This is a genomic window from Neobacillus bataviensis LMG 21833 (genome assembly GCF_000307875.1).
In the GTDB taxonomy this organism is placed as follows: domain Bacteria; phylum Bacillota; class Bacilli; order Bacillales; family Cytobacillaceae; genus Neobacillus; species Neobacillus bataviensis.
The window spans coordinates 46,234-69,367 of record NZ_AJLS01000118.1 but is presented as its reverse complement, the minus strand read 5'-3'; the positions used below and the strand labels follow the sequence as shown (position 1 = coordinate 69,367).

25 protein-coding genes and 1 other annotated feature are annotated in these 23,134 nt (G+C 39.4%); all 25 genes read right to left on the bottom strand.

What is annotated here, in order from left to right; translation table 11 throughout:
- Window positions 1-11 precede the first annotated feature (11 nt).
- Complete coding sequence (locus tag BABA_RS16200) at window positions 12-1,322, bottom strand: solute carrier family 23 protein (protein WP_040346650.1); 1,311 nt, start codon at window positions 1,320-1,322, stop codon at window positions 12-14.
- Between the two features lie 174 nt (window positions 1,323-1,496).
- Window positions 1,497-2,039, bottom strand: coding sequence for a bifunctional pyr operon transcriptional regulator/uracil phosphoribosyltransferase PyrR (gene pyrR, locus BABA_RS16195; protein WP_007086292.1), 543 nt, complete (start codon window positions 2,037-2,039; stop codon window positions 1,497-1,499).
- 181 nt (window positions 2,040-2,220) lie between these two features.
- Window positions 2,221-3,132, bottom strand: coding sequence for an RluA family pseudouridine synthase (locus tag BABA_RS16190; RefSeq protein WP_007086291.1), 912 nt, complete (start codon window positions 3,130-3,132; stop codon window positions 2,221-2,223).
- The gene (gene lspA / locus BABA_RS16185; protein WP_275450344.1) at window positions 3,104-3,616 is read right to left on the bottom strand and encodes a signal peptidase II; all 513 of its coding nucleotides are present in this window, start codon (window positions 3,614-3,616) and stop codon (window positions 3,104-3,106) included. The genes BABA_RS16190 and lspA overlap by 29 nt, the downstream gene beginning before the upstream one ends.
- A 59-nt stretch (window positions 3,617-3,675) precedes the next feature.
- Window positions 3,676-3,972, bottom strand: a complete 297-nt coding sequence (locus tag BABA_RS16180) for a TraR/DksA family transcriptional regulator (protein WP_007086289.1) — start codon at window positions 3,970-3,972, stop codon at window positions 3,676-3,678.
- A 150-nt stretch (window positions 3,973-4,122) separates the two neighbouring features.
- Window positions 4,123-6,894, bottom strand: coding sequence for an isoleucine--tRNA ligase (gene ileS, locus BABA_RS16175; protein WP_007086288.1), 2,772 nt, complete (start codon window positions 6,892-6,894; stop codon window positions 4,123-4,125).
- Window positions 6,895-6,968: 74 nt separating this feature from the next.
- Window positions 6,969-7,212: a binding site (T-box leader), on the bottom strand.
- A gap of 51 nt (window positions 7,213-7,263) precedes the next feature.
- Window positions 7,264-7,779 carry a DivIVA domain-containing protein gene (locus BABA_RS16170; RefSeq protein WP_040346636.1) on the bottom strand — a complete coding sequence of 172 codons (516 nt, stop codon included), beginning with the start codon at window positions 7,777-7,779 and terminating at the stop codon, window positions 7,264-7,266.
- An 85-nt stretch (window positions 7,780-7,864) separates the two neighbouring features.
- Complete coding sequence (locus tag BABA_RS16165; RefSeq protein ID WP_007086286.1) at window positions 7,865-8,638, bottom strand: YlmH family RNA-binding protein; 774 nt, start codon at window positions 8,636-8,638, stop codon at window positions 7,865-7,867.
- 32 nt (window positions 8,639-8,670) lie between these two features.
- Entirely contained in the window at window positions 8,671-8,934 is a 264-nt protein-coding gene (locus tag BABA_RS16160; protein WP_007086285.1) for a YggT family protein, read from the bottom strand.
- A gap of 5 nt (window positions 8,935-8,939) precedes the next feature.
- Window positions 8,940-9,401 (bottom strand): cell division protein SepF, encoded by a 462-nt coding sequence (locus BABA_RS16155; protein WP_007086284.1) that lies wholly within the window; start codon window positions 9,399-9,401, stop codon window positions 8,940-8,942.
- Between the two features lie 12 nt (window positions 9,402-9,413).
- Window positions 9,414-10,091, bottom strand: a complete 678-nt coding sequence (locus BABA_RS16150) for a YggS family pyridoxal phosphate-dependent enzyme (protein WP_007086283.1) — start codon at window positions 10,089-10,091, stop codon at window positions 9,414-9,416.
- Window positions 10,088-10,918: a peptidoglycan editing factor PgeF gene (gene pgeF, locus BABA_RS16145; protein WP_007086282.1), complete on the bottom strand. Its 831-nt coding sequence runs from the start codon at window positions 10,916-10,918 to the stop codon at window positions 10,088-10,090. Before pgeF ends, BABA_RS16150 begins: the two co-directional genes overlap by 4 nt.
- A 77-nt stretch (window positions 10,919-10,995) precedes the next feature.
- Entirely contained in the window at window positions 10,996-11,259 is a 264-nt protein-coding gene (locus BABA_RS16140; protein WP_007086281.1) for a YlmC/YmxH family sporulation protein, read from the bottom strand.
- A 98-nt stretch (window positions 11,260-11,357) separates the two neighbouring features.
- Window positions 11,358-12,137 carry an RNA polymerase sporulation sigma factor SigG gene (gene sigG / locus BABA_RS16135; protein ID WP_007086280.1) on the bottom strand — a complete coding sequence of 260 codons (780 nt, stop codon included), beginning with the start codon at window positions 12,135-12,137 and terminating at the stop codon, window positions 11,358-11,360.
- A gap of 160 nt (window positions 12,138-12,297) precedes the next feature.
- Window positions 12,298-13,017, bottom strand: coding sequence for an RNA polymerase sporulation sigma factor SigE (gene sigE / locus BABA_RS16130; RefSeq protein WP_007086279.1), 720 nt, complete (start codon window positions 13,015-13,017; stop codon window positions 12,298-12,300).
- Window positions 13,018-13,061: 44 nt separating this feature from the next.
- The gene (gene spoIIGA / locus BABA_RS16125; RefSeq protein WP_007086278.1) at window positions 13,062-13,988 is read right to left on the bottom strand and encodes a sigma-E processing peptidase SpoIIGA; all 927 of its coding nucleotides are present in this window, start codon (window positions 13,986-13,988) and stop codon (window positions 13,062-13,064) included.
- A gap of 185 nt (window positions 13,989-14,173) precedes the next feature.
- A complete protein-coding gene (gene ftsZ, locus BABA_RS16120) occupies window positions 14,174-15,322 on the bottom strand; it encodes a cell division protein FtsZ (RefSeq protein WP_007086277.1) in 1,149 nt (382 codons plus the stop codon).
- 35 nt (window positions 15,323-15,357) lie between these two features.
- The gene (ftsA, locus tag BABA_RS16115; protein ID WP_007086276.1) at window positions 15,358-16,653 is read right to left on the bottom strand and encodes a cell division protein FtsA; all 1,296 of its coding nucleotides are present in this window, start codon (window positions 16,651-16,653) and stop codon (window positions 15,358-15,360) included.
- 118 nt (window positions 16,654-16,771) lie between these two features.
- The gene (locus BABA_RS16110) at window positions 16,772-17,134 is read right to left on the bottom strand and encodes a small basic family protein (RefSeq protein ID WP_007086275.1); all 363 of its coding nucleotides are present in this window, start codon (window positions 17,132-17,134) and stop codon (window positions 16,772-16,774) included.
- Window positions 17,134-17,865, bottom strand: coding sequence for a DUF881 domain-containing protein (locus BABA_RS16105; RefSeq protein WP_007086274.1), 732 nt, complete (start codon window positions 17,863-17,865; stop codon window positions 17,134-17,136). Before BABA_RS16105 ends, BABA_RS16110 begins: the two co-directional genes overlap by 1 nt.
- A gap of 44 nt (window positions 17,866-17,909) precedes the next feature.
- Window positions 17,910-18,584, bottom strand: coding sequence for a DUF881 domain-containing protein (locus BABA_RS16100; protein ID WP_051186058.1), 675 nt, complete (start codon window positions 18,582-18,584; stop codon window positions 17,910-17,912).
- A 10-nt stretch (window positions 18,585-18,594) separates the two neighbouring features.
- Window positions 18,595-19,386: a cell division protein FtsQ/DivIB gene (locus BABA_RS16095; protein WP_007086272.1), complete on the bottom strand. Its 792-nt coding sequence runs from the start codon at window positions 19,384-19,386 to the stop codon at window positions 18,595-18,597.
- Between the two features lie 367 nt (window positions 19,387-19,753).
- A complete protein-coding gene (gene murB / locus BABA_RS16090; RefSeq protein WP_007086271.1) occupies window positions 19,754-20,662 on the bottom strand; it encodes a UDP-N-acetylmuramate dehydrogenase in 909 nt (302 codons plus the stop codon).
- A gap of 65 nt (window positions 20,663-20,727) precedes the next feature.
- Window positions 20,728-21,828, bottom strand: coding sequence for an undecaprenyldiphospho-muramoylpentapeptide beta-N-acetylglucosaminyltransferase (gene murG, locus BABA_RS16085; protein ID WP_007086270.1), 1,101 nt, complete (start codon window positions 21,826-21,828; stop codon window positions 20,728-20,730).
- 145 nt (window positions 21,829-21,973) lie between these two features.
- On the bottom strand, window positions 21,974-23,074 hold the full coding sequence (gene spoVE / locus BABA_RS16080; protein WP_007086269.1) for a stage V sporulation protein E: 1,101 nt from the start codon (window positions 23,072-23,074) through the stop codon (window positions 21,974-21,976).
- Window positions 23,075-23,134 lie beyond the last annotated feature (60 nt).

The window sequence follows — 23,134 nt, the reverse complement described above, 5'->3', positions numbered from 1 at the left end:
AGGTTTCTTAACTATGCTGTTTTTTGGTTTTCGTTTACATCCTCTTCAAACATATTGTCACTAACTGGCTGTCTTCCGGGCAGAATGAGGTTTAATACTACTCCCAAAATAGCTGCTAAAGCCATCCCTTGAATTTGGATATCTTTAAATGGCAGCTTGAGAATTGCTCCACCAAGCCCGATGACTAGAATAACCGATGAGATAACCAGGTTTCGTTTATCATCAAAATCAATTTTACTATCGACTAACATTCTTAATCCAGATGAGGCGATAATTCCAAACAGCAGAATGGAGACACCGCCCATAACCGGGGTTGGAATCGTTTGGATTAACGCAGTAATCTTGCCAACAAATCCGAAGATAACGGCTAAAACTGCTGCACCAGCCAGAACGTATACACTATAAACCCTAGTTATGGCTAGGACACCTATATTTTCTCCGTAGGTAGTTTTTGGCGGCCCTCCAACCAATGCTGAAATAATGGTCGCTGTTCCATCACCGAGTATGGAGCGATGCAGGCCTGGTTCTTTAATATAGTCACGCCCAACGACCTTACTAAGTATTAACTGATGGCCGATATGTTCAGAGATGGTAACCACTGCGACAGGTACCATTAACCAGAAAATGTCCCAGGTAATTTTCACTTTATACGTGACAAAGGGGATGACAAAGTCCGGCATTTCGAACCAATCCGCTTTCAATACTGGCTGAAAGTCGACGATTCCGACGATCAGTGCGTAAATGTAACCAATGATTATTCCTGCTAATATTGGGATAATGCTTAATATTTTTTTGGCAAAAATCGAGAAAATAATGGTTGCAACCAGCGTGACCAAAGCGACGGAGAAATGAAGCATACTATATTTTCCGGCCGGGTTATTCATCGCCATCCCTACTGCCGTACTTGCAACAGATAAGCCGATCACGATAATGACTGGTCCAACTACAATCGGCGGGAGCAGATTCATAATCCAGCGGTATCCTGCCTTACTGATAATCAGAGCGATAATTCCATACACGAGTCCCGCTAGGAATGTACCAATCATTGCAGCCCCAGGGCCGCCAGCTTCATTAAGAAGTTTTATCGGAATAATATAGGCAAAGGATGATCCTAGGTAAGCTGGAACCTTCCCTTTTGTTATCAATATAAATGCCAATGTACCAAGCCCGCTTGAAATAAGGGCAATTGCCGGACTTAAGCCGACTAGATATGGAACAAGGATGGTTGCACCAAACATGGAGAATAAATGCTGGATACTTAGGGTCAGCCACTGGGCTGGTCTTGGTTTATCTGATACGTCTAGGATGGGTTTGTTATTCATGTTAATCTCCCCTGTTATTTTTTTTATTTTTATAGGTTTTGCTTTTTTCAAAAAAAAAACCCTCAGCGTCCGTTAAGGCACAAAGAGGGTTTAGAAAATGCCGCTTAATGATAGGATCTACGGCTCTTTTCCCCTTTGTCAGCCTCACGGGACTGCAATTAAAAGGGCAGCTATTTATTTGTCAAAAATACTGACTTGGTCATGCTTATCCACTTCGGATAATTCAACCACAATCTTTTCCTCGCTTGAGGTAGGGATGTTTTTTCCTACATAATCCGCTCTAATTGGGAGCTCACGATGCCCGCGATCCACTAAGACTGCAAGCTGGATGACTGCCGGCCTGCCGATATCCATTAGCGCATCAAGGCCGGCTCTGACCGTTCTGCCTGTATATAATACGTCATCAACAAGAATCACTTTTTTATTGCCAATATCATCCGGAATATTCGAACCTTTTACAAGTGGTTCCTGATTCTCCGTTTTTTTGGTTAAATCATCACGATAAAGTGTAATATCGATTTCGCCAACAGATATCGACTTTCCTTCAATTTCCTCTATCTTAGCTGCAAGCCGTTCCGCAATGTAGATCCCTCGCGTTCGTATTCCAACAAGAATACAATCATCAATTCCTTTGTTTTTCTCAATAATTTGGTGGGCAATCCTAGTTAACGCCCTTCCGATTGCCTGTTCATCAAGGACAAGTGCTTTACGGTTCATGTTACACCTTCTCTTTTTTTAAAAATAAAAAACCTCTCGCCGGTCGGTGAGAGGAGGATAAGTTATACTACAAGATAAAGGCATAAACAGCCGTATCTTTTAACCGTTCCTTCTCAGCCTCACGGGGCTGAATTAAAGGCTTATTAAACTATTGTTATCTTACTGTAATTTTGGGCGTTCGTCAACGATTATTTCGCAGAGTATCAAGTAATCGTTCGAAATCCACCGGTAGTGGTGCTTCAAATTCCAAATATTCGTTTGTTCTAGGGTGTATAAATCCTAGAACTCCTGCATGCAGCGCTTGTCCACCAATATCTAACGTTTTCTTCGGACCATACTTGGGATCTCCAGCTAACGGATAACCAATATATTTCATATGAACGCGAATTTGGTGTGTTCTACCTGTTTCCAATTGGCATTCCACGAACGTAAAATCTTTAAAGCGATCAAGAACTTGAAAATGGGTTACCGCATGCTTACCGTTATCTACAACTGCCATGCTTTGGCGGTCTTTTGTATCCCTGCCAAGGGGAGCATCAATCGTCCCATAGTCATGGGGAATGACCCCATGTACAATGGCCTTGTATTTACGAGTAACCGTTTTTTTCACCAATTGATTCACTAGGCTTTCGTGTGCCAGATCATTTTTAGCAACCATCAATAAACCCGATGTATCTTTATCAATGCGGTGAACGATACCAGGTCTTAATACGCCATTAATACCTGATAAGTCCTTACAATGTGCCATTAAGCCATTAACAAGTGTTCCAGACAAATGACCTGGTGCAGGGTGAACAACCATTCCCCGCGGTTTGTTAACAACCAAAACATCTTTATCTTCATAATAAATTTCTAAATCAAGATTTTCAGGTAAAACATCCAATTCTTCTGGATCCGGAATCGTGATTTTAATTTCATCATTCAAGTTGCACTTATAATTTGTTTTGACGGATTGTCCGTTTACGAGGATATTTCCATCTTTAATCCATTGTTGTACCTGTGTTCGTGACCATTCATCGTTAAGACTAGAGATGGCCTTATCAATCCGATCTCCTTTTTGTTCCTCAAGAATGGTGTGTTCCATTTTCTCCATACGTTTTCTCCTTTGTTTCTCTCTCATCACGCAGCATTTGAATCATAAGCAAAATTACTCCGATCACTAGTGCAGAGTCTGCAATATTAAAGACCGGAAAATTATAGCTAAAAATATACGTATGAATGAAGTCGACTACTTCTTTCCGAAGGAGACGATCGATAAAATTACCGATTGCACCCCCAAGCATAAATGCAAGTGATACCCCTAAAAGCCATTTTCCCTTTGCCGCTTTGTACATGTAATACATGATTCCCACAATAACAACAATAGTAATCACATAAAAAAGCCACATTTGACCTTGAAGGATTCCCCATGCTGCACCACGGTTTCGGTGAGAAGTAATATACAAAACATTATCAATGATGGGTATGCTTTCCCCTAAATACATGTTACTGACAATTAACCATTTTGTAATTTGATCTAATAAAATAACAAAAATAGCGATTAAGTAATAAAACACTAAGAAATACCTCCACAACATTTACCTTGACATACTTCTTTTGCATTTTAGCATACTTTTTCGCGAAACGACAATGTTACTTATAAAAAAGAAACGGATACTGATTTTTTGCAATACGACTCCACATCTTCTGAATCCTTTAGTGACCTCAAAGTGGGGATGATCTTTAACAAATCCTCCGGAATTAATTCACCGGAAATTTCACACTGCCCATAGCTTCCATTTTCAAACTTTTGAATAGCTGCATTAAGGTCTTGTAGTTCCTCTTCTAAAATAATCCGCAGCCAATTTTGTCTTTGTTTGCTTTTTAGCGAATTTTCGATCTCATCTCTTGTTTGACGGAGTTCCAAAAACAGCTTTTCCTGCATGGCATTCATAGTTGTTACCTCCGTTATTTGTCATTTGTTTTATTATCTCCGTTCGCGAATGGCTAACACGGGAAAACATTTGACATCATCAACAACAATTAACGGATGAGGATAATTAAGACAAAAAATCCCCGAGTTTTTAAACTCAGGGCATTCTTCTTATGCTAAATGTGAATAGTTTCCTTTTACAACATCTGCACAGCGCGGGCAAAGGGTTTTATGCTCTGGATCTTGACCCACTTCAGGTGTCACAATCCAACAGCGTTCACATGTTTCGCCTTCAGCCTTGGTAACAACGATAGCTGCGGTTTCTAATTTTACTGCATTCTCAGGAGCCTGGTCATAAGTTCCAGCTACTTCAAATCCCGAAACGATAAACAATTGAGTCAGGTTTTCTTCAATTGAATCTAAAAGTGCCTTTGAATTATCGGTAACATACAGTGTAACTTTTGCCGTTAACGATTTTCCAATCACTTTTTGATTTCGGGCTTCCTCAAGTGCCTTTAATACATCATTGCGAAGCTTCATAAATGCCGTCCATTTTTCTTCCAAAACATTTGAACCGGCAAGTTCCCGATATTCCGGAAAATCTGTTAACTGAACACTTTCTTCTTGAACATTCGGAATAAACTTCCATACTTCATCGGCTGTATGCGAAAGAATTGGCGACACTAATTTTGTTAAAGCAAGCAATGACTCATATAAAACCGTTTGAATTGCACGGCGATCATGATGATTCTCCGCCTCAATATAAAGAACATCTTTTGCAAAATCAAGATAAAAGGCACTTAAATCAAGAGTACAGAAATTATTGACTGCATGATAGATACCGGCAAATTCATAATTTTCATAAGCATTTCGAACATATTTAATCAATTTATTCAATTTTACCAGCATAAATTGATCCACTTCGCGCAGGTTTTCATAGGAAACCTTATTTACTGTTGGGTCAAAATCCGCCAAGTTACCAAGTAAGAAGCGGAAGGTATTTCGGATTTTACGGTAAACCTCCGCAACCTGCTTCAGGATGGCATCTGAGACACGCACATCTGCCTGATAATCAACAGAAGCAACCCAAAGCCGTAAAATATCGGCGCCTAGCTGATTCATGACTTTCGCAGGTACAACGGTATTTCCAAGCGACTTACTCATTTTTCTGCCTTCACCATCAAGGGCAAACCCATGACTCAAAACTCCTTTGTAAGGAGCTTTACCTGTTACAGCAACGGCAGTTGACAAGGAAGAGTTAAACCAGCCGCGATATTGGTCTGAGCCTTCAAGATAAAGGTCAGCAGGGCGGACTAAATCTTCTCTTTCGAGGAGCACTGCTTGATGCGATGAACCGGAATCAAACCATACATCCATAATGTCTGTTTCTTTTGTAAATGTTCCGTTAGGACTTCCAGGATGGGTAAACCCTTCAGGTAGCAATTCCTTGGCTTCACGTTCAAACCAAATATTAGAACCATTCTCCCTAAATAGGTTTGACACATGATTGATGGTTTCATCAGTAATAATCTCTTCACCATTTTCAGCATAGAAAACAGGAATTGGTACGCCCCAAACACGCTGACGGGAAATACACCAATCGCCACGATCACGAACCATATTAAATAGTCTTGTTTCACCCCAGGCAGGCACCCATTTCGTTTCCTTAACTGCCTCAAGTAAGTCATCGCGGAAGTCTTTAATGGAAGCAAACCACTGAGCTGTCGCACGGTAGATAACTGGTTTCTTTGTTCTCCAATCGTGTGGATAGGAGTGAGTAATAAACGAAAGCTTTAACAATGCACCGGCATCTTCTAAAGCCTGTGCAATTGGCTTGTTTGCTGTATCGTAGAATAAGCCTTCAAATCCAGGTGCCTCACTTGTCATAACACCTTTATCATCTACTGGACAGAGAACATCTAAGCCATATTTTTGGCCAATATAGAAGTCATCTTCCCCGTGACCAGGCGCAGTGTGAACACAGCCTGTTCCAGCGTCTGTAGTTACGTGTTCGCCTAACATGACTAAGGAATCACGGTCATATAACGGATGAACCGCTACAATTCTTTCTAATTCCGCACCTTTGACCTTTTGAATAACAACAGCATCTTCCCAGCCAATTTCCTTCGTAACAGCTTCAAGAAGTGCTTCCGCAATTAAAAACTTTTTGTCATTTACTGAAACTACCACATAGGTTAAGTCCGGATGGACAGAAATACCAAGGTTTGCCGGAATGGTCCATGGAGTTGTTGTCCAGATGACAATTTGAATATCCGTATCAAGGACACCCTTGCCGTCCTTTACATTGAATCCAACATAGATGGATGCTGAGCGTTTATCTTGATATTCAATCTCTGCTTCAGCTAAAGCTGATTCACTTGATGGGGACCAATAAACTGGCTTAAGTCCTTTATAAATATAGCCCTTTTTCGCCATTTCACCGAACACTTTTATTTGCTGTGCTTCATATTCAGGCTTCAGGGTAATGTATGGATTTTCCCAATCACCCCGAACACCAAGACGCTTAAATTGAGTCCGCTGATTATCAATTTGTTCAAGTGCATATTTTGTACAAAGCTCACGGAATTCAGCAACCGTCATTTCTTTGCGTTTGACACCTTTATTAGTTAATGCCTGTTCAATAGGCAATCCGTGTGTATCCCAGCCTGGAACATATGGGGCGCGGAAACCGCTCATTGATTTATAGCGGACAATCATGTCTTTTAAAATTTTATTCATGGCATGACCCATATGGATATCCCCATTGGCGTAAGGAGGACCGTCATGTAATACAAATATCGGCCTGCCCTTCGTCCGTTCTTGCACCATTTGATAAATATTCATCTCTTCCCATTTCGCCTGAATTTCAGGTTCCCTTTGGGGAAGGTTGCCACGCATTGGAAATTCAGTTTTCGGCATTAATAACGTATCTTTATACTCCATTTTTTCTTCCTCCTGTATATCTCATCATTAGACAGAATTGCCAATAGACAAATAAAAAAACCCTCTCATCCCTAAAAAGGGACGAGAAGGTTTGATTCCCGCGGTACCACCCTGATAGATAAGCCGACATGCTTCGACCAATCCGCTTGACCATTCGTAACGTGAATAACACGCCAGAGTCTACTACCTAAAAAATAAGGCTTCGGTCCGGAACTCGAGGGTGATGTTCCAATCTTTCGGCTTTACCAGGCTTTCACCATCCCCAGTTCGCTTCTTAAAGCCATAGAAAAATTGTACTGTCCCTTTCATCGTCAATTTCCATCCTATATAACTATGTTTAAAAATTATATGCTAAGAAAACGCAATTCGTCAAGCTAATGAATCTTCTTCTTGGTGAATTTTCAATTCCGTTGCATCTACTTCATATTCTAGTAAATGATCCCAATCGTCCGTATTCAGCATATCAAGTTGTGCCTCTATCAACATTTTGAAACGGGTACGGAAAACCTTAGACTGCTTCTTTAAATCCTCGATTTCGAGCGCAATTTTTCTTGCTTTAGAAAGAGATTCATTCACAATCCGATCTGCATTTTTCTCCGCTTCCCTAATAATCAGTTTTGCTTCCTTTTGAGCATTGCGTTTTACATCTTCTCCTGCTTCTTGAGCAATTATGATTGATTTATTGAGTGTTTCTTCAATATTCACAAAATGTCCAAGACGCTCATTCATGTCATTCAAGCGCTCTTCCATTTCTTTTTTTTCTCTGAGTACTAGCTCATAATCTTTGATGACTTGATCAAGAAATTCATTTACCTCATCTTCATCGTACCCACGAAAACCTTTATTAAACTCTTTATTGTGAATATCTAACGGCGTTAACGGCATTGATGCCACCTCCATACAATCTGTACTTCTATATGTATAAGCAAATATTCGACAAGTTTTACGAATATCCTGCTTTTTAATTAAATTATTTTTGTTTCCCGGCAATAATTCGCCATTTTTCTCTTTTTGTTTTTCCGTCAATTCCGATAATTTTTGCTCTTCCATGGCCGCGGACAGAAATCATATCACCTGCTTCACAAGCAAATGATGGATTTTCTGTGACTGTCCAGTTTACTTTCACAAGTCCATGTTGAATGTAAGTAAGCGATTTTTGACGTGAAATATGGTATATCCCAGAAATAACGGTATCGAGCCGTAAGGAAGATACGGTTAAATCCTGTTCGTTCCATAATTCTTTAGCAGCAATTGCATGAGTAATATCAGTTTCGACTAATTTCACCCCTGCCCTGCCAATTGATTCGATATTGCTTTTAATAAAATCACTAATTCCTTTAGCGGCAAATAATTGAATTCGACCATCCTTCATTAAAATGTCACCAAATTTTCCACGCTTTAACCCTAAAGACATAAGGGTTCCTAAAACTTGTCGGTGTTCAATTGTCACGAACTTCGCAGGATACTCGATGCCAAATAGGCTAATTTGAAAGTCATCTTCACTAGCAGCCAAATAGTCCGGGAAAATATACGCCCTTTTTCGTTCAACACCCTCCGTACCGCCAAAAAGGCTGTATCTTACATCACCATTTTCCCCTATTAGCATTTTAAGAATATGCTGCTCTCTCGGATCCAGAAAATCTGTTAGTTTTGGGGTGTAATGTGTCTCAACATAATTTTTCCAATCTATTACCTGGTCAATATATTCCCGTTCTTCCGGGCGGAAATGCTGATAAATATTCATTTATGAATAACACAACCTAATTAATAAAGTGCTTACGTAAGCCATAAAAATACTCTACTTAGCCCGCTTTGAGCAAAGTTTAGTACTAGAAACGCAACAATTGGCGAAATATCCATCATCCCAATTGGCGGAATGATTTTCCTAAATGGCTCTAAATATGGTTCACAGATTCTTGCTAAGAATTGACCAATAGAGGACTCTCTAGCATTTGGAAACCATGACATTAAGATATAAATAATTAACGCCCACGAATAAATCTGGATGATCTGCTGCAATAAACTAAAAACAAACGCCATCTACATTACCACCTTGTATTTTGATTTTCATGGTCTGGGATTAAATCCGAAATATTCCCTGAAACCTCAACATTATCGGGAGTACATAAAAAAATACTTAAACCGATTTTTTGAATGTCTCCTCCGAGCGCATAGACGGCACCGCTTAAAAAGTCAATTATTTGTCTGCCTTGTTCATTGTCAATCCGCTGCAGGTTTACTACAACAGCAAGGCGGTTTTTTAAATGGTCGGCAATATCAGTTGACTCTGAATAGGTTCTGGGCTCCACTAATATTACCTTTGCCGACTTAGAAAAATTGGATGAACTTGTAGCCTTTTGTACACTTTGCAGACTGACAACATTATGTCCTTTCACCGGCAGCTGTTTTGGTTTTACTGGTTCAACCACATCCGTATTCACATCATTATTATCATCAAATTCTTCATCTAAAAAGAAAAATGTTTTTAATTTTGATTTAATCGTCATTATTTTTCTCTCCTAACCATCTTCACCGACAAGCGCTGTGCCTATTCTAACCATTGTTGCCCCTTCTTCAATGGCAACGGAAAAATCATTGGACATTCCCATTGACAACTCTGTACATGGTGCAAAATCTAACTGTAAGGCTTGAACTTGATCGCGAAGTTCCCTAAGTTTTCGAAAACAGTCACGCAGTGTTTGTTCATCATTCGTGAAGGGTGCCATTGTCATTAAACCTTCCACACTAATATTTTCAAATGGACGCAATGATTCAATAAACGATATGGCCTTTTCTCGGGATAAACCATGCTTTGATTCTTCACCAGAGACATTGACCTGAACAAGACATTTTACTTTTTTGTCAGCCCGCTTATTGATTTCTTCAGCAAGTGATAGGCGGTCTAAAGAATGGATATAATCTACCTTATCAATGATATTTTTCACTTTTCGGGTTTGAAGTGTCCCAATATAATGCCATTTTGGCTTGTCCTGTAATACTTCCCACTTTTCAAGCAGACCGTCATCACGGTTTTCTCCAAGATTACTTATTCCTGCTTCAAGCGCTTCACTAGCCCTTTTTGTGCTTACATATTTCGTAACGGCAATCAATTTCACTTCATCGGCGTTCCGACGCACCTTATGGCATGCCTCATTTATTTGTTGACGAATTTGTTTAAGGTTTTCAGTTACTCTCATAAACGATCCGAAGTCTCCTTCCAGCCAATAAAACTAAGCATTCTTCCTGATTTACCATGATCGCGGCGGTGTGAGAAAAATTCTTCACGGTTGCAGCTGGAGCAAAGTTCTGTAACCAAAATATTTTCGTCTGGTACACCCGCTGCGTGTAGAATTTGCCTGTTTAATTCACGTAAATTTAATGAATATTGCCCCTCGTTAAGTAAATTATAGGGTAATACGCCGCCATCTTCTAGTGTATTTTCTACAAAGTTTATAACATACTTATCAACAATATAACATTTATCACAAATAGATGGACCTATAGCGACAAAAATCTGGTCAGGTTTAATCCCTTCCCTGCCCCAGGAACTGATCATTTGCTTCGCTATTTGTCCAACTGTTCCCTTCCAGCCCGCGTGTGCTGTGCCAATCATCTTTTTTTCAGGAGCAATAAAAAAAAGAGGGACACAGTCAGCAAAGCAAAGTGTTAACAGGATACCCTCTTCATCCGTATAAAAACCATCCGTGCCTTTAAAGGAATCATCATAGGAATTGGACCCTTTTCCACGGTCTGCTTTCGTTACTTTTTTCAACATACTATCATGGATTTGTTCTGCACCAACCCAAGACTTGAGAGGGAACTTAAGCAACTCGGCAACTTTTTCTCTATTTGAACAAACATTTAAACCATCATCGTTCACATGAAAGCCTAGGTTAAGGGACTCATAGTCACCAATGCTGCAACCGCCGCTTTTAGTTGTGAACCCGGCAATTAATTCCGGAAATTGCTTGCACCAGCTTTCAATGGTTAAAATAGACTGATTTTTTAAAACAAAGGGTTCCATTTCCATACCTCTTCTGTTTTTTCTATAGTTTACCATGAAAAGAAAAAATGGTCACCGTTAAGTACCTCAGGTGGTCCTCATGCCTCTTCGGATATATGCTCGACACCGCCCTTATACCTTACCAAAATGACATCCTGGCCAATTTTAATAATATTTTTCCAGGGAATGACAATGTCTTCATCTTTCCCGAAAAAGCCCAATACCCTGCCGTTACCGGAGATGACGACCGCTTCAATTTTTCCCGTTGTTAAATTTATTTCAATATCCCCAATATTCCCAAGCCTTTTACCATCCGATACATTCACGACATCTTTTATCTGGAATTCGGAAATCTTAACCACCTGCACCACTCCCAATTACATTACTATCATAACTATATGATGTAAAAAGGAATTTTATCTTTAATATAGAAAAATAAAGCTGTCCGGTATGGACAGCTTTAACTTTGAATATTTTTATTCATTTGTTTAATGGCAGCTTTTTCAAGGCGGGAAACCTGGGCTTGGGAGATACCAATTTCATCTGCCACTTCCATTTGCGTTTTCCCTTGAAAAAATCGCTTTCGTAAAATTAATTTTTCACGTTCATTTAATCTTCGCATTCCCTCTTTTAAGGCAATTTCTTCAATCCAATGAATATCTTTACTTTTCTCATCGCTTAATTGGTCCACGACGTAAATAGGATCGCCGCCGTCATTGTAAATCGGCTCAAACAGTGACACTGGATCCTGTATCGCATCGAGTGCAAATACGATTTCTTCATGGGGGACTTCTAAGACCTTAGCAATTTCTTCAGCAGTCGGTTCACGTGAGGTTTCGCTCATTAATCGTTCCCTTACCTGAAGTGCCTTATAGGCGATATCTCTCAGGGAACGCGAAACGCGAATTGGGTTATTATCACGTAAGTACCTTCGAATTTCTCCAATAATCATTGGTACGGCATAAGTGGAAAACTTTACGTTTTGACCTAAATCGAAGTTATCAATCGATTTCATTAGTCCAATACAACCAACCTGAAATAGGTCATCAACAAACTCGCCTCGGTTGTTAAACCGTTGAATCACACTTAATACGAGACGTAAATTTCCGTTGACAAGCTTTTCCCTGGCCGTTATATCGCCCTCTTGCATTTGCTTGAAGAGTATTCTCATTTCTTCGTTTTTTAAAACAGGAAGTTTTGATGTGTCTACACCGCAAATTTCGACTTTATTTCGAGTCAATCCTTTTCCCTCCTCACAGGAGCTGCTGTACAAAAAACAGTATCTCCTTGAGAAGGAAAAATATGCACCTGTCCTAGACGATGGAAAGGTGGATATTTGTCGAAAAATGCGATTTAATCATGAATGGCAATGGTTTTTTTAATGGAAAAAAATTTCTTTTCTACACCATTTTGTTAAATTCTTTTCGTAATCTTTTAATGATTCTTTTTTCTAATCGTGAAATATACGATTGGGAAATACCAAGCATGTCAGCCACATCTTTTTGGGTTTTTTCTTCCCCATTCGTCAAGCCAAATCTAAGCTCCATGATTTGCTTTTCACGGTCAGTCAGCTGGTGCAATGCTTTGGATAATAACTTCCGATCCACATTTGCCTCTAGATCCTTTGTGATAATGTCATCATCGGTTCCAAGCACATCCGATAATAACAGTTCATTACCGTCCCAATCAATGTTTAATGGTTCATCAAAGGAAACCTCTGATCTTATCTTATTATTACGTCGTAGGTACATAAGAATCTCATTTTCAATACATCTTGAAGCGTATGTAGCAAGTTTTATCTTTTTTTCCGGATTAAAGGTATTAACTGCCTTAATTAATCCAATGGTCCCGATACTGATGAGATCCTCAATGTTAATACCGGTATTTTCAAATTTTCTGGCAATATAAACAACGAGCCTAAGATTTCGTTCAATTAAGATAGATCGGGCTGCTTTATCACCGACAGGAAGCTTTTTTAATAACATCTCTTCCTCGTCTTTACTTAAAGGAGGCGGCAGTGCTTCGCTTCCGCCAATATAATAAACTTCATCCGTTTTTATGCCCAATTTAATTAGTAACTTATACCAATAGTAGGATAAGCGAAGTCTCCATTTTTTCATGCATGTTCCTCCTTCTAAAAAATGTTTTACTGAGTATAGTATTATTAACTTACTTTCACAGACCCTCCTTGCTGCTTCGGCCCCGTTAGCATTTTCGGATGGACAATACATTCAAAAGCATCATCGGCTGAAAGCTGCTGCAGCGTGAAAGATACAAGTCCCTTTTCACATAAATAGTGATCATCTTTATATTCAATTAAAATACGATCAGGCTTTACGGCTAAAATAAGCTGATGCTCTTTTCCAACCACTCGGCAGGGAACAATTCTGAGTCTATTTTGCCATTCATCGGGTAAGAGCAGGTTTCCCATAATAAATGATTCAGGATCCAACGCAAGATCTCCAATCGGTTTCGGGACAGCTTCCATTTGATCTTTGATGGAAACGAACATCACAGGCATTTTAGATAAAGGATCATATAGCTGATTGCCGCTATCCACTAAGCCCCTAAAAACCATACTTTCATTTCCCAGCTTTAATCTTACAGTGACAATTTGTTCATATTGAATATTTGTCATCTCCATTGTTTCAATATTTTTTCTACCGAAATGCCATGCAACAGGAAAGCCAATTAAGACGAAAAGCCAACTAATCGGGTCACCAAATCCTTTTAGAACACTTACTGTCAACTTTTCATCATACTGAATAAAAAAATGAACTCCCATTAATCCGCCGCCAATTAAAAAGGTAGAAACATAGAATGTCATCAGTGCTTTTAGGAAAAAAGTCAGCCGTTTATACCCAAAGGCTATTAATACCATTAGAACGGAACAAATTAGTTTTGAAATTGGATGACCCGAATAGACATTTAATGGTGTAAACGATAATAAAATGATCAGTGAGCCAATAAAGCCCCCTGCAAGTAATCGCCAAACCCGTATTTTTCTTTTTAGAAAAATAGCTGTTAAATAAAGGAGAAGACTATCAAATAACAAATTAAGAGCCCAGATTACATCTAAATAGACAATCAAACAGCTTCCTCCTTTTTTTTGACTGCACTATTAATCTGTTTACGAAAAAGTATAACGTAGTTATAGGGCTGAAGTGTGTCACTTTCTGTAATCAAAAAAACAGAAATTTTCACTATTCCCATCGGATGTTGTCACATAAAAAAATGCATGACCCTTTTTGGGTCATGCATTTTTTATATTTCTTTTTATCGTCTGCGATTTCGATTCCGTAGGAAGGTTGGAATGTCCAGTGCATCCTCTTGAGAGGCATTCGTGTTACGTACCGGTTCCTGCGGTGCTTCTTCACGCTTATGTTCTCTTTTGACGGTCCCAGTGCTACCAGCGCTAGCAGTCGGTTTTACCTGTCCAAAAGACGGACGGGTTACTTTTGGCTGGGAAACCTCTTCATTAAATCCAGTTGCAATGACGGTTACGATGATTTCATCTTTTAATGTTTCATTAATAACCGAACCGAAAATCATATTTACTTCCTGGTCGGTAGCAGTTGCAACGATATCCGCTGCTTCTTGAACCTCATAAAGACTTAAGTTCGCTCCGCCGGTAATATTCATTAATACACCCTGAGCCCCATCAATGGACGTTTCTAATAAAGGTGAATTAATAGCCTTTTTGGCAGCCTCCGTAGCACGGTTTTCACCTGCTGCAACACCGATTCCCATTAATGCCGAACCCTTATTGGACATAATAGTTTTTACATCCGCGAAATCCAGGTTAATTAAACCAGGGGTTGCAATTAAATCGGAAATACCTTGAACACCTTGGCGAAGGACATTATCTGCCTCACGGAACGCTTCAAGCATTGGTGTACTTTTATCAACAATTTCAAGGAGGCGATCATTTGGAATGACGATCAGTGTATCGACGGCTTCTTTCATGGAACCAATTCCGCCAGAAGCTTGATTTGAACGCTTTTTACCTTCAAAAGTAAACGGACGGGTAACAACACCAACCGTCAAAGCGCCTAGGTCACGCGCAATTTGCGCAATTACTGGCGCGGCACCAGTACCTGTACCGCCACCCATTCCTGCCGTTACAAACACCATATCAGCACCGCGTAGTGCTTCTTCAATTTGCTCCTTACTCTCTTCGGCTGCTTTTTTACCTACCTCTGGATTAGCCCCTGCTCCCAGTCCACGAGTCAGCTTCGCACCAATCTGCATTTTTACTTCCGCTTTTGATAGATTTAAGGCTTGAGCATCGGTGTTAACTGCAATAAACTCAACACCTTGAACACCATGTTCAATCATACGGTTTACCGCGTTATTACCGCCGCCGCCAACCCCAATTACTTTTATAGTTGCAAGAGAATCTAAATTTGTATCAAATTCTAACATGACAAATCCTCCTAATTCGTCGATTTACTTTTCACTTATTCGAAAAAGTAACCAAGGAATTTTTTTACTTTTGTTGACATCTTATCTTCCGGATGTTTTTCTACTTTTGCTTTAGGTTGATGTTGTTTTGGCATTCTTTTTTCGATAGGCTCAGTAACCGCTGCCGTACTACCAATGGTTCCACCTGGTAATCTAGTATTCTTGTAGGCATATTTTATTAAGCCAACCGCTGTTGTGTATTGAGGTTCTCTTACACCAATATAGTCTGGTGAGGCGATTCGAACTGGATTTTGAAACATATCCTGGGCAAGCTCCAAAACACCCTGCATTTTTGCTGTACCACCTGTTAAGACAAAACCACCAGGTAATTCATTTACACCTAAACGTTTCAATTCATGTGCAATTAATTCAAAAATTTCTTCCATTCTTGCCTCTATAATTTCAGATACATAGAGCTGATTAAATTGTTGGTGTTGATCACTTCCAATGATTGGAACGCTGAAGAATTCATCTTCTGAGGCATTGTCATAGAAGGAATGTCCATATTTAACCTTGACTTTTTCTGCATCCTCCGTGGAAGTATGCAAGACTTTGGAAAGATCATTTGTAAGAAGATCTCCGCCAACTGGGATCACACCTGTTGCCTTTAAAAAACCTTCTTCAAACACAGCTATTGTCGTAGATCCACCGCCAATGTCAATGAGGGCAACGCCAAGATTTTTTTCATCCCTAGATAAGGCGAAATCCCCTGCTGCCAATGGCTGCAAGATAATGTCTAAAATATCAAGACCAGCACGTTCTACACAACGTAATGTATTAATAATAATGGATTTAGATCCAGTAATGAGTGTCCCATCCATTTCCAAACGAACACCAATCATTCCACGAGGATCATTAATCTCATCCTTACCGTCTAAAATAAATTGCTTGCGAATGACGCCAATATTTTCTCTTTCCGGTGGGATGGAACCCACATGTGCTGCTTCAATGACACGAAGGACATCCTCATTGGTAATTTCTCGATTTTGGCCGGAAACTGCAACAATACCGTGACAGTGCTGAAGCTGGATGTTGTTCCCAGAAATACCGACTACCACTTCCCGGATCTCCATCCCAATCATTCTTTCCGCCTGCTCAATTGCCCGCTTAATAGAATGAACGGTGTCGTCCATGTCGACAATTGATCCCTTTCGTAGGCCTTCAGATTTCACATTGCCAACACCAATAATATTCAACGAGTCTTTACCCGAGTCATTGACCATTTCACCAATGATAACTTTTACACTGGATGTACCGATGTCAAGACTAACATATATTTCATTGCTGTTCATTCTTTGGCACCTCCTTTTAATCTCCCTAGGTCGAACAACAATTTATTTTGTTCAATAAATGTTTCCATAGTAATATCTTAAATATTCGTCATAACAACATATTTCCCTTTAAAAAATATCAACTTTTTTCGATTTTTTCTTTCTTTGTTGACCATTTCGTCAATAATATTCGTCTTATGACGGCAATATTTTGAAACAATCTGACACCAAACGCGAAAACTGCTGCTAAATACAAGTCTACACCAAGATGAACACCGAGAAAAGCTAAACTTGCTGCGAGTATTATATTAAAAAAGAATCCCGAAACAAAGACCTTTTCATCATAAATATTTTGCAAGTATGCCCTGATACCACCGAAAAGCGTGTCGAATGCCGCGAGGACAGCAATCGACAAATAATTGGAATATTCTTCAGGAATACGAATTTCTGTTAATAACCCAAGAATAATCCCAAGAACAAGTCCCATAATCGGAAGCCACATTAAGAATTACTCCCTTCCTTGACCGGCTCCATATACTTAATACGAATGGAATTATCATAGGCGGGAATGGTAATAGTTTGATTTGGCGCAGATACGTTCAGTCTTAAGTTTTCTGTAAAAAATTCATCTCTGGCTTTTGAGACCTTCATCCGATTTGATAATTTTTCAGCCGTATTCAATTCATTTACACCTACTTTTATCTCTACTGGTAAACTCCTGATCGTATGGCCATCAATTTTGGTTTCACCATTAATATCTCTAATCACGGTGCTATTAATGATCCTTTGTCCGTCTATTGCTACATATTTTGCATCATACATATTTATTTCATTTAATAATCTTTTTAACAGCTCAGGTGAAACGTCTTTTGTAACTGGAGTTCCCAATTGAACACTTTCGATTACAGGTTCAATTTGTAAAGTAATACCAGGTCCTGAAACCTCAGTAAGTCCTGCTTCTGTTTTCAATTCCTGTAATGTTTCCTTTAACACTTGCCCCTTACTTTGTTTCCGTTTAGATTCATAGGCAGATAGTTTTATTTCATTCGATCGAATTTCGCTTAATAGTTCGGACTGGAGTTCTTTTTCTTTTAATAATGCCTCGCGGAGCTGCCAAATATCTCGTGTGTCACGCTCAACAGGTTTTTTTACCGTTTGGAATTGAATCGCAATCATAAATCCAACCACCGTTGCGATTAAAGTAAAACTTATATTTAATTTCGGCTTGTCCACTCTACTCACCTAACCTTTAATATCCTTTTTAAGGTGGACACTGATTAACTGCCTAAAATAGGGTTTAGGACAATTTCATTTATCTTTTCCAGTGTAAAAACAAGATTATCATTGACTAATTGATCCTTAACTCCCCCCGTCAAGTTTAGTGCGGACGAGAGGACATCTGGTTCACCAATTGCAGTAATAACAAACGGTGCAGGATATGGAACGCCATCAACCGTAATGACTGGTCCGTTACAAACAATATAAGAATGACTCGTCAGCCTTTGTCCATTTATAGCAATAGCCACGGCCCCTGAGATATAAAGCTCATTCACTACCTTAAAAACATGATGCTCATGAACTAAATAATTGTTTATATTATCTTCTTTTGGGTCATATGCACCATCAGAAAGAGTAATCTTGACGCCTTTTCCTTTTACCTTCACCTTTCCAAGATACATCCGATACTTCTCTGCATCCTCCGCAAGGTTAAGGAAAACCTGTGCTTCCTTAGAAAGATCCTTTTCATTTTTTAGAACCTGTTCTTGCTTTTGATTTAACTCTCTTTGAAGTTTTTGATTCGTTTCCTCTTGGGCAATTAACTGATCTCTTAATGCAAGGGTCTTTTCATATTGCTTATTTGACATGTCCCAATTTTTTGTTTGATTTTCTTTTTGGGTTAGATGAAAGGAGAATGCCAACATAAACCCCAAAACAAGGCAGACAAGGGACATGATTAAATGCTTACCCTTCACCTTTATCTTTTTCAACTTCTGTTTCCTCCACTTCCGGTTCAAAAGCCTTAAAATACGAACCTACTTCCAAGTCAATGATGCCCTTTTTGTTAGGGTCTAATTGGCTTATGATTGAAGGGTAATGGGACATCTTTTCCGAAAAAGTTCTAAGTGTAGCACTTACTTCAAAGCCATCATTCATAAATAAGGAAATATGATACTGATCAGTTTTTTTCGGAGAATAATGAATTTCAGAAATGGAGTTTAAAATTTCACTCGGAAGAATTTCTAACTCTTTTACCATTTGATTAAGGACTTTACCTTCGGTGAATTCGAAAAGAATCGGAGAATTAACTGGGATTATTTCCGTTTTTCTATCTTTTAAAATTTTACCGTTTTCCATAACGGGAAAAAAAGTAGTATCTTGCTTAAGATATGCCACCCTTTTATGCTCTTTAACCTGAATTTGGATGGTGTTTGGCCACTGAATTTTAATTATGGCCTTTTTCATTTCAGATAACTGTCCAAGCTTTGAAGTGACATCACTTTTACTTACTTTCCAAATATTTGTATCATTTGTAATACCGCTTAGTTTAATTAATTCACTTTTGGTATACACTTCATTTCCTTTAACAGTAATGTGTTTCACATGACTTAATGGTGATTGAGTATACGCGATAACGACAATCATGGTAAAAAATAAAATGAGCAGAAGTACAAGCCGTTTGTTGGCTTTTCGCCGTCTTTGCTCCTTTAATTTTGGTATACGATCTTCTAGAGCAACAATTTTACCCTTTTCCATTCATTATTCCTCCCTAGAAAAGCGCAAGCGCCTTGGTCAGCCCCGACAAGCACAAGACGAGCCGGTCGAAAGGTTGCTTTTTAACCTTTTGGACGGATTGGTTTGTGACCTCGAGGGGCTAGGCGCTGAAGCTGGACATTTCAATAAAAAGCAGTTGCCCTAATTTACTAAAAGCTTGTCCACTAAACAAGTTAAAGGATACTTAAAAAAGAGAACAACGGCACGAAAAATCATGCCGTTATTCGTTCCCACTGTTTTTTCCTCATATAATGTTATCAGTAATTATAACACAATATTTGTCATTCGTAAGGGATTTCTTACAAGAAAAGTAAGCCGAAATTTGGGAACTTTGATTAGTTTTACATGGCTATTTTCTTCCGATTATTTCTACCTCAGTTTCCATCTTCACTTCATATAGACTATAGATGGTATCCTTGACATGCTGGATTAAGGCGAGCACGTCTACTGCAGTCGCATTTCCGGCATTGACAATGAAATTCCCATGCATTTCGGAAATCTTTGCTCCGCCAATACTATATCCTTTTAAGTCGGCAGCTTCGATTAGCTTTCCTGCGTAGTTAGGCAGCGGATTTCGGAAAATACTGCCTGCACACGGAAAATTCCATGGCTGTGTCTCTTTTCGATAATCTTTATTGTGTTGCATTTTCGAAACTATTGCAGCTCGATCTCCAAGAGCAAGATGAAAAACGGCTTCCACCACGATACCCGGTCGTTTCTTCTGGAGGACGGATGTTCTATAAGAAAACTCCATTTCATCATTCGAGAGCCACTCCATCGTTCCATCATCAAATAATATATGGGCCCTTGTTAATATTTTGCTAATATCTGAGCCATGTGCACCGGCGTTCATATAAACGGCACCACCGACAGATCCTGGGATACCGCTGGCAAACTCAAGTCCTGTCAGCCCTTTTTTGCTAATTAATGTGGCTAAGCTGACTAGCGAATGACCTCCGCCGACTGTAATTTCGGTGTCGCTAACCTCAAGATGATCCAAACCAGAACCGAGCTTTATTACAACACCCTCAATCCCTTTGTCAGATACTAATAGATTGGAACCCCTGCCAATCGCACGCCAATTAAGTCGGTGTTTTTCAATCACGGACATTACCTGTTTTAAATTTTCAACTGATGAAGGCTCAATAAAAAGATCAGCCGGGCCGCCAATTTTTATTGTTGTGTGATTAAGAAGGGGTTCATTTTGTTTCACTTTCCCAATATATAAGTTTTGCAATTCCGTTAAAATTGCTTCCATTTTTATCACCCTATCTTTCCATGATGCGTTTATTACAGTTTATGCATAAAAATCTTTTGGGCTACCTATGGTTTACTTTTTACAAGTTGTCTCATAACTGCATAAAGTCTGCTTGCTGCATCAGGGACACCCATTTTCTTAGCTTTTATTTTCATATCCTGTAAATTATCTTTATTCAATAGAATTCGATCAATGTGGTTGACAAGACTTTTATTATTTAAGTCCTTTTCTAAAAGCAATTCAGCAGCACCATGATCACTTAGTGACCTGGCATTTTTTTCTTGATGATTATTTGTCACATACGGGCTTGGGACAAGAATGCTCGGAATACCAAGTGAGGTAATTTCGGCAATTGTTGTTGCTCCCGCTCGTGATACAACTAAATCAATTCCGGCAAGAACTTCCGGCATATTGTGAATAAATGGCTTTATCACTACATTATTCGGACTTCCAACCAACTCTACTTCCTTTTTGACATCCTCAAAATGTACGTCACCTGTAATATAGAGAATCTGGTACGGTTTTTCAGCTAATTCAGCGAAGGCTTTCACGACCGACTCATTGATTGGCCGTGCCCCACGGCTGCCACCGAAAATGAGGACGGCAGATTTAGTTGTACTAAGCCCCGCTGACAGGCGACCTTTTATACCATCCTTGCCTATGACCTCAGTAGCACGCGGATTCCCCGTGAAAACAATCTTATCACTTGGAAAATATGCCTTTGCTTCTTCAAAACAAATAGCAATTTTGTTTACATAGCGGCTTAAGAATTTATTGGTTAGACCCGGGACACTATTTTGTTCATGAATAATCGTTGGAATCCGCAACTTATGTGCTGCATAAACAACTGGCCCGCACACATATCCGCCAGTTCCAATGACAATGTCAGGTTTAAACTCTTTTAAAATTCTTTTGCTGTCTTTCACACCCTTTAGAAATCGAAAAACAGTTTTGACATTTTCTATGGAAAGCTTTCTTTTAAATCCCGTAATATGAATCGATTTAAAAGCAATATTTTCCCTAGGGACGATTTTACTTTCCAAGCCATTTATTGTACCTATGTATAGAAACTCGGCATCTTTGTTCTCTTTTTGAATTTCTCTGATTAATGCGAGCGCAGGATAAATATGTCCACCAGTCCCGCCACCGCTTACTACTATTTTCATTTTCTCACCTCTAAAAAGTTGCTAAACACATTCTACTATAAAAACATATGAAAAAATGCGAATGAAAAAAGAATGTTACCTAAATGTAATGATTTCTTTTTTACAAAAAATAAAAAGAACCCTGCCACCGAACAGGGTATCATTCTTAATATCTTGAATAACGGCTAATATTTAGGAGAACACCGATAGCCATTAACATCAAGGTCAACGAGGAGCCACCATAGCTTAAAAATGGCAGTGTTATGCCAGTTACCGGCATTAGACCGGTAACAACACCGATATTAATCATAACTTGGATGGCCACCATGGCGATAATTCCTACAGCAAGAAAGCTTCCATATAAATCAGGAGCCCCAAGTGCAATGCGTATTCCACGCCACAACAATAGTGCGAATAAGAGCAGGATAAAAGAGCCGCCAATAAATCCTAATTCTTCCGAAAGAATGGCAAAGATAAAGTCTGTCTGCGGTTCAGGTAAGTAAAAGAACTTCTGCCTGCTTTCACCAAGACCGAGTCCGAATAAGCCTCCGGGGCCGATTGCATATAGGGATTGAATAATTTGAAATCCACTGCCTAATGGATCTGACCAGGGATCTAAAAACGAGGTGATTCGTTTTATTCGATAGGGGGCGGAAGCAATTAAGCCAACAAACCCCGCAACACCCAAAAGCCCTAGGAAAGCAAAATGACTGACCCGTGCACCGGCAATGAAAATCATTACCACACAGGTTCCCATCATGACGGTTCCGGTACCTAAATCGGGCTGGAGCATGATCATAGCAAAAGCGATAAAGGCAAGGCCCAATGAAGGAACAAGTCCTTTTTTAAAAGAGGTAATCACCTTCTGCCGCTCGGAAAGGAATTTTGCCAGAAAAGCGATCATCGCCAGCTTCATAAATTCCGAAGGCTGAATCGAAAATGCTCCTACTCCTATCCAGCTTCTTGAGCCATTGCGAACATTCCCAATGCCCGGTATCAAGACGAGTACCAACAAAACAAAGCAAACAATTAAAATGGTTTTAGCCCAAGTCCGCCATGTCCAGTAGTTAATGTTCATAATAAAAAACATGGCAATGATCCCAACACCGGCAAATAGGGTTTGCCTTTTAGCAAAGAAAAAGGAATCATCAAATTTAAATTCAGCCCATATCGCACTCGCGCTGTATACCATAATGAGCCCAATTGCCAGCAGCGTGAAAGTGACAATCATTAAAATAAAATCAGGAGTTGTTCTCTTTGTCGGCACCGCTATACACCTCAACCACGAGTTTTAGGGCTTAGCAAGTAGTAATAGCTGAACTTAGAT

Bases quoted from the DNA above. Each gene is read 5' to 3' on its own strand.
- murB (WP_007086271.1), bottom strand. From the start codon at position 20,662: ATGGAAGCAATTTTAACGGAATTGCAAAACTTATATATTGGGAAAGTG.
- BABA_RS16095 (WP_007086272.1), bottom strand. From the start codon at position 19,386: ATGGAAAAGGGTAAAATTGTTGCTCTAGAAGATCGTATACCAAAATTA.
- ileS (WP_007086288.1), bottom strand. From the start codon at position 6,894: ATGGAGTATAAAGATACGTTATTAATGCCGAAAACTGAATTTCCAATG.
- BABA_RS16170 (WP_040346636.1), bottom strand. From the start codon at position 7,779: ATGCCGTTAACGCCGTTAGATATTCACAATAAAGAGTTTAATAAAGGT.
- BABA_RS16190 (WP_007086291.1), bottom strand. From the start codon at position 3,132: ATGGAGAAAATGGAACACACCATTCTTGAGGAACAAAAAGGAGATCGG.
- sigE (WP_007086279.1), bottom strand. From the start codon at position 13,017: ATGAAAAAATGGAGACTTCGCTTATCCTACTATTGGTATAAGTTACTA.
- pgeF (WP_007086282.1), bottom strand. From the start codon at position 10,918: ATGGAACCCTTTGTTTTAAAAAATCAGTCTATTTTAACCATTGAAAGC.
- BABA_RS16150 (WP_007086283.1), bottom strand. From the start codon at position 10,091: ATGAGAGTAACTGAAAACCTTAAACAAATTCGTCAACAAATAAATGAG.
- ftsA (WP_007086276.1), bottom strand. From the start codon at position 16,653: ATGAACAGCAATGAAATATATGTTAGTCTTGACATCGGTACATCCAGT.
- BABA_RS16160 (WP_007086285.1), bottom strand. From the start codon at position 8,934: ATGGCGTTTGTTTTTAGTTTATTGCAGCAGATCATCCAGATTTATTCG.
- BABA_RS16165 (WP_007086286.1), bottom strand. From the start codon at position 8,638: ATGAATATTTATCAGCATTTCCGCCCGGAAGAACGGGAATATATTGAC.
- BABA_RS16155 (WP_007086284.1), bottom strand. From the start codon at position 9,401: ATGACGATTAAATCAAAATTAAAAACATTTTTCTTTTTAGATGAAGAA.
- BABA_RS16180 (WP_007086289.1), bottom strand. From the start codon at position 3,972: ATGAATGCCATGCAGGAAAAGCTGTTTTTGGAACTCCGTCAAACAAGA.
- ftsZ (WP_007086277.1), bottom strand. From the start codon at position 15,322: ATGTTAGAATTTGATACAAATTTAGATTCTCTTGCAACTATAAAAGTA.
- BABA_RS16110 (WP_007086275.1), bottom strand. From the start codon at position 17,134: ATGTGGCTTCCGATTATGGGACTTGTTCTTGGGATTATTCTTGGGTTA.
- pyrR (WP_007086292.1), bottom strand. From the start codon at position 2,039: ATGAACCGTAAAGCACTTGTCCTTGATGAACAGGCAATCGGAAGGGCG.
- BABA_RS16100 (WP_051186058.1), bottom strand. From the start codon at position 18,584: ATGTCCCTTGTCTGCCTTGTTTTGGGGTTTATGTTGGCATTCTCCTTT.
- murG (WP_007086270.1), bottom strand. From the start codon at position 21,828: ATGAAAATAGTAGTAAGCGGTGGCGGGACTGGTGGACATATTTATCCT.
- lspA (WP_275450344.1), bottom strand. From the start codon at position 3,616: ATGTTGTGGAGGTATTTCTTAGTGTTTTATTACTTAATCGCTATTTTT.
- BABA_RS16200 (WP_040346650.1), bottom strand. From the start codon at position 1,322: ATGAATAACAAACCCATCCTAGACGTATCAGATAAACCAAGACCAGCC.